We start from the raw sequence: 13051 nt of genomic DNA on the forward strand, positions 1-13051 counted from the left end.
AAAGGCTGTTATCAGGCCGCCGGAACGACGCTGACTTGCTGCTTTTTGGCAGGGCCCTTGACGGCGAATTGCACGTGGCCGTCGACCAGTGCAAACAGGGTGTGGTCCTTGCCCACGCCGACGTTGTCGCCTGCGTGCACACGGGTACCGCGCTGACGGACGATGATGCCGCCGGCGTTGATGGCCTGGCCACCAAACACCTTCACGCCCAGACGCTTCGATTCGGAATCACGGCCGTTCCGCGTGGAACCGCCGCCTTTTTTCTGTGCCATGTCTTACTCCTGTCGCTTTACCGGGTTACGTTCGAATGATCAGGCGTTGATCGCTTCGATGCGCAGCTCGGTGTAGTTCTGGCGATGGCCTTGACGCTTCTGGTAGTGCTTGCGACGGCGCATCTTGAAGATCTTCACCTTGTCGTGACGACCTTGGGAGATAACGGTAGCCTTGACGGAAGCCCCGCTAACCAGCGGCGTACCAAACTTGATTTGGTCGCCGGCGCCCACTGCGAGCACCTGGTCGAGCGTGATTTCTGCGCCAATGTCTGCCGGTATCTGTTCTACTTTCAGTTTTTCGCCAGCAGCAACCTTGTATTGCTTGCCGCCGGTTTTTACGACCGCGTACATTGTCGAACCTCTCGGATGTGAATAAAACGCCGAATGCCGGCACTGGGTGTTCCCGCAAACGCTGCTAGGCAGCCTGCGCACGCCTGTGCGGCCCGGTTATCTCCCACCGGCCACCACCCGAGACGGGCAAAACAACCGGAGGAAACCGGGAACTATAAACCAGACGGGAGAAAAACGCAAAGAAAACAGGCACATAGCCTGTCCGGCGGCGCCTTATGCACTTCTGTGGAGGTGCGGATCAGGTCAGATCGGCCAGCAGAAAGCCCGCCAGTGCGGCGAACGCCACCCACCAGGCCGTGCGGCGGGCGTTGCGGCGGGACGTGGGCTTGTTCATGCCGGGATTATAGGCCGGCGAGCGCCCCGCATCACCCGAACGGGGACAAGCACTGGCATGAACCCCATTGGCATCGCATATAATCGTCCGGTTTTGCGTAACGGTGATCATCTTGACCCAGCCTTCCGCCACTGCCTTGCTTGCCCCGGTCGCTGCAGACATGCGCGCGGTCGATGCGGTCATCCGTCAACGACTGTCTTCCGAAGTCCCCCTGATCGAGCAGATCGGTGAATACATCATCAGCGCCGGCGGCAAGCGCCTGCGCCCGGTGATCCTGCTGCTGTCGGCACGCGCCTTCGGCTACGACGGCCACCGCCACCATGAACTGGCCGCCGTCGTGGAGTTCATCCACACCGCCACGCTGCTGCATGACGACGTGGTCGATGAATCCGAGCTGCGCCGCGGCCGCGAGACCGCCAACGCGGTGTTCGGCAACGCCGCCAGTGTGCTGGTGGGCGACTTCCTCTATTCGCGCGCGTTTCAGATGATGGTCGATGCGGGCAGCATGCGCATCATGGAAATCCTCTCGAACGCGACCAACGTGATCGCCGAGGGTGAAGTGCTGCAGTTGCTGAACATGCACGATCCCGATGTCACCGTCGAGCGCTACCTGCAGGTGATCCGCTACAAGACCGCCAAGCTGTTCGAGGCTTCGGCCCAGCTTGGCGCCGTGCTCGCGGGCGCCGACACCGCCATGGAAGAAGCCGCAGCCGAATACGGCCGCCGCATCGGCACCGCGTTCCAGCTCATCGACGACATGCTGGACTACACCGCCAGCGCCGAGCAGATGGGAAAGAACGCCGGCGACGACCTGCGCGAAGGCAAGCCGACGCTGCCGCTGCTACACCTGCTCGAGCACGGCACGCCGGAGCAGCGCGCACTGGCGCGCGACGCCATCGTGCAGGGTGGCACCGAGCATTTCGACGCGGTGTTCTCGGCCATCCATGCGAGCGGCGCGCTCGAGGTCACCTACGAAGCCGCGCGCCGCGAAGCCGAGGCCGCCGAAAAGGCCGCCCAGCTGTTTCCGCCGTCGGCATTGAAAGATACGCTGATTGCGCTGTGCGCGTTCTCGCTGGAGCGGCAATCCTGAAATAGCCGCAACCCTCTTCCCATTCGGGAGAAACGCTGTTAGACTTATCTTCTTTGCTGCTGACCGCCAACGGTTGGCGACAAAGTCAGAATTCGGGGTGTAGCTTAGCCTGGTAGAGCGCTACGTTCGGGACGTAGAGGCCGGAGGTTCGAATCCTCTCACCCCGACCAGAATTCATGGCCACGCAGTTTCCGGCCAGCAAGAAGCCGCACAGCAATGTGCGGCTTTTTTGTTTTTCGCGCTGCCCAAATCCCTGCCCCAATCCCCCACGCTTCGCCGCCCTCCACGCTCCCCGCGCAAGTAGGGTTGCGCCCCTGTCGCACAAATGCCGACATGGCCCGTTGTCGCCTTTACAAAAAGTGACTCCGGCGGCAAACTGCGCCGATCCGGGGGCCTGTGGCCCCGACGGGCGCCCGCGCGCGCTCGCACCATTTGGTTCCTGCCATGACACTTGGTCTCGCCCTTGCACAGAGCCGTCGCATCGCGCCTGCGCTGCTCGCCCAGCTGGAACAGTCCGCGCGCGAAAAGCAGACGCAGTTGATCGACGAGATCGTCGGCAGCGGCACCATGAGCGCGCACGATGTCGCGCTGTTCGCCGCCGACAAGTACCAGCTGCCGCTGCTCGACCTGACGCAGTACAACCTGAACAAGGTTCCGCCTGCGCTGGCGGGCAACCGCGAATTTCATGCTCATCGACTGCTGCCGCTAGGCCGGCGCGAGAACCGCCTGGTGGTGGCGATCTCCGACCCGTCCAACCAGGCCGGGCTCGACGCCATCAAGCAGAAGTACAACCTGCCGGTCGATACCGTGGTGGTGGAGCACGACAAGCTGATGAAGCATGTGCGCTCGGCCGGGGAAGCGGCGGGCACGCTTAAGGACATCGCGCCCGGGGCAACGCCCACCCAGCGCAAGCTGATCGAGTACGACCCCGTGGCCGCTGCGACTGCGCAGCGCAATCGCACCGCCACCAGCGACATCGACGATGCGCCGGTCGTGCGCTTCCTGCAGAAGCTGCTGACCGAGGCTTTCCACCGCGGCGCATCAGACCTTCACTTCGAGCCATTCGAAACTTTCTACCGCGTCCGCTTCCGTGTCGACGGGGTGCTGCAAGAGGTAGCACGCCCGCCGCTCGATATCCGCGACAAGATCGCGACGCGCATCAAGGTGCTGTCGCGCCTGGACATCTCCGAAAAGCGCGTGCCGCAAGACGGCCGCATGAAGCTGCTGATCCCGCTGCCGCAGGGCAAGGACTCCAAGGAAATCGTCGAGAAGGCGGTGGACTTCCGCGTGTCGACGCTGCCTACGCTCTTCGGCGAGAAGATCGTAATGCGTATCCTGGAATCGTCGAGCGACAAGCTGGACATCGACCAGCTCGGCTACGAGCCCGAGCAGAAGGCGCTGCTGATGGACACCATCAAGCGCCCATACGGAATGATCCTGGTCACCGGCCCCACCGGCAGCGGCAAGACCGTTTCGCTCTACACGTTCCTGAACCTGCTGAACCAGGGCGACATCAATATCTCGACGGCCGAAGACCCGGCTGAAATCCAGCTGCCCGGCATCAACCAGGTCAACGTCAACGACAAGGCGGGCCTGACCTTCGCCGCGGCGCTGCGCTCGTTCCTGCGCCAGGATCCGGACATCATCATGGTCGGCGAAATCCGCGACCTGGAGACCGCCGATATCTCGATCAAGGCCGCGCAGACCGGCCACCTGGTACTGTCGACGCTGCACACCAACGATGCGCCGACTACGCTGACGCGCCTGATGAACATGGGCGTGGCGCCATTCAATATTGCCTCCAGCGTGCTGCTGATCACGGCGCAGCGGCTGGCGCGGCGGCTGTGCACATGCAAGCGCGCGGGCTCGATCCCGCATGAGGCACTGCTCGATGCGGGCTTCAAGGAAGCGCAGATCGATGGCAGCTGGCAGCCTTATCATCCGGTCGGTTGCGAGCGCTGCAACGGCAGCGGCTACAAGGGACGCTGCGGCATCTACCAGGTCATGCCGATCACCGAGGCCATGCAGCAGATCATCCTGTCGCACGGCACGGCGCTGCAGATTGCCGAACAGGCCCGGCGCGACGGCGTGCTATCGTTGCGGGAAGCCGGCTTGCTGAAGGTCAAGCAGGGGGTCACGTCACTCGAAGAAGTGCTGGCCACAACCAATGCTTAAAACAACAGACAAATAATGTCGGGGGTCGAACATGGCAACGCGCGCACCAGCAGCGGGCGCACGGGCGGCAGCGCCGTCACGCGCGAAAGCAGGACGCAAGGCACCTACGCAGTACATCTTTGAGTGGGAAGGCAAGGACCGCAAGGGCAAGACGTTCACCGGGGAACAGCGGGCCGAGAACCAGGCCGAGGTCACGGCGGCACTGCGCAAGCAGGGCCTCACCGTGGTCAAGATGAAAAAGCGCAAGGCGGCGCGCGGCAAGAAGATCACCGAGAAGGACATCGCGTACTTCACCCGCCAGCTCTCGACCATGCTCAAGGCGGGCATCCCGCTGCTGCAGTCGATCGACATCATCGCGCGCGGCCATGCCAACCCGAACTTCACGCAGCTGCTGTCCGACATCCGCTTCGACATCGAGTCCGGCAGCAGCATGGCGCAGGCCTTCCGCCGCCACCCGCGCTATTTCGACACGCTGTACTGCAACCTGATCGACGCCGGCGAACAGGGCGGTATCCTCGATTCCCTGCTGGAGCGCCTGTCGCTCTACATGGAAAAGACCATCGCGCTGAAGAGCCAGATCAAGTCCGCGATGATCTACCCGATCGCGGTGCTGACCGTGGCCTTTGCCGTGACGGTGATCCTGATGCTGTTCGTGATCCCGGCCTTCAAGGGCGTGTTCTCGAGCTTCGGCGCCAACCTGCCGGCGCCGACGCTGGTAGTGATCGCGATCTCGGACTTCTTTGTCTCGTACTGGTACATCGTCATCGGCATACCGGTGGGCGGCATCGCCCTCTATTTACGGGCCTTGAAGAAGTCGGAGAAGGTCCAGCGCAGCACCGACCGCATGTTGCTGAAGCTGCCCATCTTCGGCAGCCTGTTCCGCAAGGCCGTGATCGCGCGCTGGACGCGTACGCTCGCCACCATGTTCGCCGCCGGCACGCCGCTGGTGGAATCGATGGAATCCGTGGCGGGTGCCGCCGGCAACTGGGTCTACTACGACGCCACGCGCGAGATCGAACAGGCGGTGCGCATCGGCACCAGCCTGACCAACGCCATGCAGGCCACGCACGTGTTCGATGCCATGGTGCTGCAGATGACCCAGATCGGCGAGGAATCGGGCGCGCTCGACAATATGCTGCTCAAGGTGGCCGAGTTCTACGAGCGCGAGGTCGATGACGCCGTGGCGGCCATTTCGAGCCTGATCGAACCGCTGATCATCGTGGTGCTGGGCGTGCTCATCGGCGGCATGGTGGTCGCGATGTACCTGCCGATCTTCAAGCTGGGACAGGTGGTGTAATCGATGAATCCGGTATTTCCCGCCGGCGGCGCCTCCACGCTGCCGGCGCTGGCGGCGCTGCCGCCGTCGTTCCTGCTGGCGGCAGCGGCCGTCCTCGGCCTGCTGGTGGGCAGCTTCCTGAACGTGGTGATCCACCGGTTGCCGCGCATGATGGAGTATGACGAGGCCAACTACATCGCCGAACTGCGCGGCGATCCCCTGCCCTACCCGGAACGCTACAACCTGATGGTGCCGCGCTCGGCCTGCCCGCACTGTGGACATGCCATCGCCGCCTGGGAGAACATTCCGGTCATCAGCTACCTCTTCCTGCGCGGGCGCTGCTCGTCGTGCAAAGCGCCTATCGGCATGCGGTACCCGCTGGTGGAGCTGGCTTGCGGCGTGCTGAGCGCGCTGGCTGCCTGGCACTTCGGACCGACCTGGCAGGGCGTGGCCGCGCTGATGCTGCTGTGGTCGCTGCTGGCGCTGACGATGATCGATGCCGATACGCAGCTCCTGCCCGACCAGATCACGCTGCCGTTGGTGTGGCTGGGGCTGCTGCTCAACCTGGGCGGGCTGTTCGTGCCGCTGGCCGATGCGGTGATCGGCGCCGCGGCCGGCTACCTGCTGCTGTGGTCCGCCTACTGGGCGTTCAAGCTGGTGCGCGGCAAGGAAGGCATGGGCTATGGCGACTTCAAGCTGATGGCCGCGCTGGGCGCCTGGTTCGGCTGGCAGGCGCTGCCGACGCTGGTGCTGCTGTCTTCGGTGGTCGGCGTGGTCTTTGGCGTGGCCAGCATCGCGCTGCGCCGCCAGGGCCGCGACACGCCCTTCCCGTTCGGCCCCTTCATTGCCGGCGCCGGCGTGCTGGTGCTGTTCTTCGGCCCCGCCGTGCTGCCGCTGCCGATGCCGTGAGCGGCGGCCTGCGCCGCGCCAAGCTGGTATCGTTCGGGCATTGCACCCACGGAACCTGACATGCTGGAGATCGGACTGACAGGCGGCATCGGCAGCGGCAAGACGCGCGTGGCCGACATGTTTGCCGCGCGCGGCGCCGCCATCATCGACACCGACCTGCTTGCCCACGAGATCACCGCCCCGGGCGGGCAGGCCATTCCCGCGCTGGTCGAGGCCTTCGGCCCGCAGTGCCTGCGCCCCGACGGCGCCATGGACCGCGACGCCATGCGTGCGCTGGTCTTTGCCGATCCTGCCGCCAAGGCGCGACTCGAAGGCATCACCCATCCGCTGATCCGCAACCTGACCACCACGCGCGCCAAGGCCATCGCCGATACCGGCGAGCACCCGTACCTGATCTACGTGGTGCCACTGCTGGTCGAATCCGGCACCTGGGTCGAGCGCGTCGGGCGGGTGCTGGTGGTCGATTGCACCGAGGACACGCAGGTTGCGCGCGTCATGGCGCGCAACGGCTTCAGCCGCGAGCAGGTGCTGGCCATCATGGCGAAACAGGCCACGCGGGCACAGCGCCTGGCCGTGGCCGACGATGTGGTCGACAACGACGGGCCAGTCGAAGCGCTGACCGCGCAGGTGGACCGGCTGGACCAGACCTATCGGTCGCTGTCCGCCGCCGGCGTCACGCGAGCCTGATTCCGGGGCACAGTCGGGTCCGGCATGAGCGAACAAACGGCGCATCACGCACATTGCATTGTCCTCGCAGCCCGTCTCGCATAGAATGCGCTGGATCATGACGCGAAATGCGCGGAGAGACGTAGCTTCCACGCATTCCTGACGTTCCCCGGGCCACGCCCGCACCGGGACGCTCCCACAGGAGCGCCGCCTCAGCTGCTCGGACATAGCACTTGATCCTGTACGAATATCCTTTCAACGAACGCATCAGGACGCTGCTGCGCCTTGAAGACCTGTTCGATCGGCTGGATTATTTCCTTGGCCAGGAACACGCCCTGCAGCACCATGTCGCGCTGACCACGCTGTTCGAGATCATCGACGTGGCCGGCCGCGCCGATCTCAAGACCGACCTGATCAAGGAACTGGAGCGCCAGCGCCAGGCGTTGACCGCGTTGCGCGTCAATCCGCAGATCGACCAGGAAGCACTGGATGCGGTCATCGGCGAGATCGAGCAAGGCATCGCCATGCTCAACCAGACCGTGGGCAAGGCGGGCCAGCTGCTGGCCGACAACGAGTGGCTGACCAGCATTCGCAGCCGCGCCATCATTCCCGGCGGCACCTGCGAGTTCGACCTGCCGGCCTACTACGCCTGGCAACATCGTCCGGCCGAGGAACGCCGCGCCGATATCCTGAAGTGGGCCAGGCCCCTGGTGGCGCTGCGCGCCGGTACCTCCACGGTGCTACGGCTGCTGCGTGAATCGGGCCAGAGCGGCAAGGTGATCGCCACCGGCGGCAGCTACCAGCAGATGCTTTCGGGCCGCAGCTACCAGCTCATGCAGGTGCATCTCGATGACTCGCTGCTGGCCTTCATCCCCGAGATGAGCGCCAACAAGTACATGCTGTGGGTGCGCTTTACGCAGCAGGACGGCGACCTGCGCCCGCGTTCAGTCGATGCCGACATCCCGTTCCTGCTCAAGCTCTGCAATTTCTGAAGTCATGCCTGCCGTCGTCAAATGCCCCACCTGCGGCACCAAGGTGGAATGGATTCCCGAAAACAAGTTCCGCCCGTTCTGCTCCGAGCGCTGCAAGCAGATCGACCTGGGCGCGTGGGCATCCGAGAAGTACGTGATCGGCAGCAAGCCCGGCGAAACGCCGTCGCCGGACCTGCCGGAAGACGAAGACGACTGAGCCGGGAGACCGGGTCACCCCGCCGGACCGTCCCGCCAGCTCAGTGCGCCGCGGCCAGCACGCGGCGGTAGAACCCCACGCACACCAGCACGAACACCGCCAGGCCGAGCCATTCGGCCGTGACGGCAAAGCCCTCGCCCACCACGGCCAGCGGCGCGTCCTTGCCTGACAGGCCGATCACGGCCGCCAGCAGCACCCCGACCAGGCTTTCCCCGACGATCAGGCCCGACGCCAATAGCGTGCCGCGCCGTTCGGCATGTTCAAGCGCCAGCTTGACATCATCCCCACGCGCGGTGGCGCGGCGGCGCTCGGAGCGCAGCAGAAACCATGCGAGCACGGCCCCCACGACCAGTGCCGAGCTGATCGTCGGCGGCAGGTAGATGCCGATGCCCACGGCCAGCACCGGCAACCGCCCCGTGCCGCCGCGGCGCAGCATCTCGTCGATCGCGATCAGCACCACGCCGAGCGCAATGCCGATCAGGATCATGTTCCAGTTGAGCTGGTGCGTGAAGATGCCGGTGGCAATGGCCGTCATCAGCGTGGCCTGCGGAGCCGCCAGCGCCTGCCCCGGGTCCATGCCCGCGCGCGGGAGCGCACCCGCAAACCCATAGGCGTTGTAGAGCAGTTCCAGCACCGGCGGGATCACCGCCGCACCGACCGCGCATCCGATCAGCAGCGCGACCTGCTGGCGCCACGGCGTGGCGCCCACGAGCCAGCCGGTTTTCAGGTCCTGCAGGTTGTCGTTGGAGATCGTGGCCACGGCCAGCACGGCGGCGGTCGTGAAGATGGCCAGCGCAATCGCGAACTTGCCGCCTTCCGGTGTATCGAGCAGGCCGTCGGCCGTGCCGATCGCCAGGATCAGCAGCGACACCAGGATCACCGCGATGATGCCGATGCCCGAGATCGGGCTGGCGGACGAACCCACCAGCCCTGCCATGTAGCCGCAGGCAGCGGCCACCAGGAATCCGAACACGAAGGCGAACAGCACGGCGCAGCCCACGAGGCGCCAGCGCGCGCCGGCATCCATCGGCGCCGGCATCATGAAATAGCCGAACGTCGCCGCCAGCACCACCGCCAGCGCGACGGCCAGGATGCCGATCCAGCGTACCGGCATATCCTTCTGCGTGCGCGGCATCCCGGCACCACCACCCGCACCGGCGCCCTTGATCGCACCAAGCGATGCGCGGATGCCTTCGAGCATTGGCCCGGCCAGCGTGATCAGCGTCCAGATTGCCGCGATACCGATGGTGCCCGCGCCGATGAAGCGCACCTGCGTGCTCCACACCATCGTTCCAAAGGCCTGCAGCGTGGCGCCTTCCGGGCGCGGCGTAATGGCTGTCAGCCAGGGCACGGCGATGCCCCACGTCAGCACCAGGCCAAGCAGCATGGCAAGCCCGCCGACGATGCCGACCAGGTAGCCCGCACCCACCAGCGCCAGCGAGAAGCCCATCGAGAAGCGCACCACCGATGCCCCGGCAGCGAGCCACAGGTTGGCGCCCTCGGCGAGCAGGCGCAGGCCGCCCGCGGCAAAGCTGAACACGCCCGCCACCAGGCCACCGGCCATCAGGTCTGCCAGACCGGTACCCTGCTTCTTCCCGCCGGATGCGGTGTCCTGCCCGGCACTGCCCACGCGCAGGATCTCGGCGGCGGCCACACCCTCCGGATATGGCAGCTCGCTCTGTACCACCATCGCATGGCGCAGCGGAATGCTGAACAACACGCCGAGCATGCCGCCCGCCGCGCAGATCGACAGCGTCTGCCAGAACGGGAAACCCTGCCAGTGGCCCAGCATCACCAGGCCCGGCAGCACGAAGATGATCGACGACAGGGTGCCCGCGGCCGAGGCCTGCGTCTGCACCATGTTGTTCTCGAGGATATTGGCGCTCGGGAACAGGCGCAGCACCGCCATCGAGATCACGGCGGCGGGAATCGCCGAGGAGAAGGTAAGCCCGACCTTGAGGCCAAGGTAGATGTTGGAGGCGGTGAACACCACCGTAATCAGCGCCCCAAGGATGATGCCGCGCAGGGTCAGCTCAGGGAGGGAAATATCGTCGGCAACGCGGTCTGCACGCGGCATACGGGTTCCTTTCTTGCTGTTGTTATGTCGGCGCGATCACGGGCGCCGCGGCCGCAGGGGCGCGGGTAATGCTCGGATTGTCAGGCGGCGCGGGATTCTTCGCCCAGCCATTCGACCACCGGGATGGTGGCCGGCAGCAGCGGTTCGACCGTCACCGGCACCGTCTGCCACGAGAAGGCCTGGCCCTCGCGCCCGACCGGATCGCCGCGCCATGCCATGACCTTGCAGAAATGCAGCCGCACGTAGGCGTGCGGGTAATCGTGTTCGAGCACGTGCCAGCGCACGCATTCGGTGATGTCCAGGCCCAGCTCTTCATGAAGTTCGCGCGCGAGCGCGGCTTCCACCGTCTCGCCCAGTTCCAGCTTGCCGCCCGGGAATTCCCAGTAGCCCTCGTAGGGCTTGCCGCCCGGGCGCTGCGCCAGCAAAAAGCGGCCGTCGGGCTGCACCAGCACGCCCACGGCCACCTCGGTAACCTTGCGCGGCGCAGCCGTGTCTTGCGCTTGCATCATGCGCCCTCCACGTCGGCAATGAACGGCTTGCCATGCTTGCCGCCCCAGTCGCGCGCGAACTGCCAGGCCACCCGGCCCGAGCGCGAGCCGCGCTCGAGCGCCCACACCAGCGCATCGCCGCGCGCGGCGGCAATGTCCTCGTCCGTGCAGCCAAAATGCTTGAGCCAGTGACCGACGATGGCCAGGTACTCGTCCTGCTTGGGCGGATAGAACGACAGCCACAGGCCGAAGCGCTCGGACAGCGAAATCTTCTCCTCGACCACCTCGCCGGGGTGGATCTCGCCATCCTCGGTATGGCGGTAGGACTCGTTGTCCTTCATGTACTCCGGCAGCAGGTGGCGGCGGTTGGACGTCGCGTACACGAGCACATTGTCCGACTGCGCGGCCACCGAGCCGTCGAGCGCCGACTTGAGCGCCTTGTAGCCCGATTCGCCTTCCTCGAACGACAGGTCGTCGCAGAAGATCACGAAGCGCTCCGGGCGCTGCGAGACCTGCTCGACGATATCGCCAAGGTCGCCCAGGTCGCTCTTGTCCACTTCCACCAGCCGCAGCCCGTCCTTGACGAAGGCATTGAGGCAGGCCTTGATCAGCGACGACTTGCCGGTGCCGCGCGCGCCGGTCAGCAGCACGTTGTTGGCCGGCAGCTGGTTCACGAACTGGCGCGTATTGCCGACGATGGCGTCCTTCTGGCGCTCGATGTTCTTGAGGTCGTCCAGGTGGATCGGCGGCAGCTGGCGCACCGGCTGCAGGTAGCCGATATTGCCGAACAGGCTCTGCCGCTTGCGCCAGCGGAACGCTACCGCCTCCTGCCAGTCCGCATCCGTCAGTTGCGGCGGCAGCCACTGTTCCAGTCGGGCGAGGAAGTTGTCGAGGCGGGAGGCGAGGTCAGACATGGCAGCAGCGGAGCGTCGTTGAACAGGGAGCGGTGATCAGGAACGGTAGTCGGCGTTGATCGACACGTAGTCGTGCGAGAGGTCGCAGGTCCACACCGTGGCCTCGGCCTTGCCGCGGCCGAGCGCGATGCGCACGGTGATTTCGGCCTGCTTCATCACGCGCTGGCCGTCCTCTTCGAGGTAGTCGGGATTGCGGCCGCCGTCGCGAGCCACCCAGACGTCATCGAGCCACAGGTTGACGCGGTCGACATCAAGATCGTCCACGCCGGCGTAGCCCACCGCAGCCAGGATACGGCCCAGGTTGGGGTCCGACGCATAGAACGCGGTCTTGACCAGCGGCGAATGGGCCACGGCATAGGCGATCTGGCGGCACTCGGCCACGTCCTTGCCGCCTTCCACGCGGATGGTCATGAGCTTGGTGGCGCCTTCGCCGTCGCGCACGATCATCTGCGCGAGTTCCTGGGCCAGGCTCGTGACGGCCTCGCGCAGCGCCTCGAAGGCCGGGCCTTCGGCACGGTCGATGGCGGCGGCGCCCGACTTGCCCGTGGCAATCAGCACAAAGGAATCGTTGGTCGAGGTGTCGCCGTCGATCGTGATGCTGTTGAACGAGTGGTCGGCCGCATGCGACACCAGCGCCTGCAGCACCGGCTGGGCCACGGCCGCGTCGGTGGCAATGAAGCCGAGCATGGTCGCCATGTTCGGGCGGATCATGCCGGCGCCCTTGCTGATGCCCGTCAGCGTGACGGTCTTGCCGTTGATATGCACAGTGCGCGACGCCGCCTTGGGCTGCGTGTCCGTGGTCATGATCGATTCGGCGGCGGCCAGCCAGTTGTCCGGCTTCGCATTGGCGATGGCGGCGGGCAGCGCAGCGACCAGGCGGTCCACCGGCAACTGCTCCAGGATCACGCCGGTGGAAAACGGCAACACCTGATCCGTGGTGATGTGCAGTTTTGCCGCCACCGCATCGCAGGTCGCGCGCGCATTCGCCAGGCCGAGGTGGCCGGTGCCGGCATTGGCGTTGCCGGTGTTGATCACCAGTGCGCGGATGCCCTTGGCCGCAGCCAGGTGCTCGCGGCACACCTGCACGGGCGCGGCGCAGAAGCGGTTGCGCGTGAAGACGCCTGCCACGGTGCTGCCTTCCGCCACACGCACCACCAGCACGTCCTTGCGGTTGGCCTTGCGGATGCCGGCCTCGGCCCAGCCGAGCTCGACGCCGGCGACGGGTTTCAGGTTTTCTGCCTGCGGCAGCGGAAGATTGACGGGCATATCGGCTCCTGTCCTGTAGTCCTGCTTGATCTGTTGTTCAGTCGT

The 13051-nt window shown here is 65.6% G+C and carries 14 protein-coding genes and 1 tRNA gene; 8 read left to right on the forward strand and 7 right to left on the reverse strand.

Annotated elements, in window-relative coordinates:
- Window positions 1-11: 11 nt before the first annotated feature.
- The 3 genes from rpmA to CupriaWKF_RS14710 all read right to left on the reverse strand — a co-directional run bounded on the left by rpmA (window position 12) and on the right by CupriaWKF_RS14710 (window position 1068).
- On the reverse strand, window positions 12-272 hold the full coding sequence (rpmA, locus tag CupriaWKF_RS14700; RefSeq protein ID WP_092306246.1) for a 50S ribosomal protein L27: 261 nt from the start codon (window positions 270-272) through the stop codon (window positions 12-14).
- Window positions 273-311: 39 nt separating this feature from the next.
- Entirely contained in the window at window positions 312-623 is a 312-nt protein-coding gene (gene rplU / locus CupriaWKF_RS14705; protein WP_011299103.1) for a 50S ribosomal protein L21, read from the reverse strand.
- Window positions 624-861: 238 nt separating this feature from the next.
- Entirely contained in the window at window positions 862-1068 is a 207-nt protein-coding gene (locus CupriaWKF_RS14710; protein ID WP_276098583.1) for a hypothetical protein, read from the reverse strand.
- A gap of 49 nt (window positions 1069-1117) precedes the next feature.
- Here CupriaWKF_RS14710 and ispB point away from each other — a divergent pair, with 49 nt between their 5' ends.
- The 8 genes from ispB (at window position 1118) to CupriaWKF_RS14750 (ending at window position 8261) form a co-directional block, all read left to right on the forward strand.
- A complete protein-coding gene (ispB, locus tag CupriaWKF_RS14715; RefSeq protein WP_276100819.1) occupies window positions 1118-2047 on the forward strand; it encodes an octaprenyl diphosphate synthase in 930 nt (309 codons plus the stop codon).
- A 93-nt stretch (window positions 2048-2140) separates the two neighbouring features.
- Window positions 2141-2217: transfer RNA gene (locus tag CupriaWKF_RS14720), tRNA-Pro, on the forward strand.
- A gap of 274 nt (window positions 2218-2491) precedes the next feature.
- Window positions 2492-4222, forward strand: a complete 1731-nt coding sequence (gene pilB / locus CupriaWKF_RS14725; RefSeq protein ID WP_276098584.1) for a type IV-A pilus assembly ATPase PilB — start codon at window positions 2492-2494, stop codon at window positions 4220-4222.
- Window positions 4223-4253: 31 nt separating this feature from the next.
- Window positions 4254-5519 (forward strand): type II secretion system F family protein, encoded by a 1266-nt coding sequence (locus CupriaWKF_RS14730; RefSeq protein ID WP_276098585.1) that lies wholly within the window; start codon window positions 4254-4256, stop codon window positions 5517-5519.
- A 3-nt stretch (window positions 5520-5522) separates the two neighbouring features.
- Window positions 5523-6407: an A24 family peptidase gene (locus CupriaWKF_RS14735; protein ID WP_276098586.1), complete on the forward strand. Its 885-nt coding sequence runs from the start codon at window positions 5523-5525 to the stop codon at window positions 6405-6407.
- Window positions 6408-6467: 60 nt separating this feature from the next.
- Window positions 6468-7094 carry a dephospho-CoA kinase gene (gene coaE / locus CupriaWKF_RS14740; RefSeq protein ID WP_276098587.1) on the forward strand — a complete coding sequence of 209 codons (627 nt, stop codon included), beginning with the start codon at window positions 6468-6470 and terminating at the stop codon, window positions 7092-7094.
- A gap of 212 nt (window positions 7095-7306) precedes the next feature.
- Window positions 7307-8065 carry a cell division protein ZapD gene (gene zapD / locus CupriaWKF_RS14745; protein ID WP_224082031.1) on the forward strand — a complete coding sequence of 253 codons (759 nt, stop codon included), beginning with the start codon at window positions 7307-7309 and terminating at the stop codon, window positions 8063-8065.
- Between the two features lie 4 nt (window positions 8066-8069).
- The gene (locus CupriaWKF_RS14750) at window positions 8070-8261 is read left to right on the forward strand and encodes a DNA gyrase inhibitor YacG (RefSeq protein ID WP_011299110.1); all 192 of its coding nucleotides are present in this window, start codon (window positions 8070-8072) and stop codon (window positions 8259-8261) included.
- A 40-nt stretch (window positions 8262-8301) separates the two neighbouring features.
- On the opposite strand, the gene CupriaWKF_RS14755 is transcribed toward CupriaWKF_RS14750, so the two are convergent.
- The 4 genes from CupriaWKF_RS14755 to argJ all read right to left on the reverse strand — a co-directional run bounded on the left by CupriaWKF_RS14755 (window position 8302) and on the right by argJ (window position 13006).
- Complete coding sequence (locus tag CupriaWKF_RS14755; RefSeq protein WP_276098588.1) at window positions 8302-10338, reverse strand: oligopeptide transporter, OPT family; 2037 nt, start codon at window positions 10336-10338, stop codon at window positions 8302-8304.
- Between the two features lie 80 nt (window positions 10339-10418).
- Window positions 10419-10847 carry an NUDIX domain-containing protein gene (locus tag CupriaWKF_RS14760; RefSeq protein WP_276098589.1) on the reverse strand — a complete coding sequence of 143 codons (429 nt, stop codon included), beginning with the start codon at window positions 10845-10847 and terminating at the stop codon, window positions 10419-10421.
- On the reverse strand, window positions 10844-11740 hold the full coding sequence (locus tag CupriaWKF_RS14765; RefSeq protein WP_276098590.1) for an ATP-binding protein: 897 nt from the start codon (window positions 11738-11740) through the stop codon (window positions 10844-10846). Before CupriaWKF_RS14765 ends, CupriaWKF_RS14760 begins: the two co-directional genes overlap by 4 nt.
- Before the next feature lie 36 nt (window positions 11741-11776).
- On the reverse strand, window positions 11777-13006 hold the full coding sequence (argJ, locus tag CupriaWKF_RS14770) for a bifunctional glutamate N-acetyltransferase/amino-acid acetyltransferase ArgJ (RefSeq protein ID WP_276098591.1): 1230 nt from the start codon (window positions 13004-13006) through the stop codon (window positions 11777-11779).
- Window positions 13007-13051 lie beyond the last annotated feature (45 nt).

It is taken from the genome of Cupriavidus sp. WKF15, assembly GCF_029278605.1.
In the GTDB taxonomy this organism is placed as follows: Bacteria; Pseudomonadota; Gammaproteobacteria; order Burkholderiales; family Burkholderiaceae; genus Cupriavidus.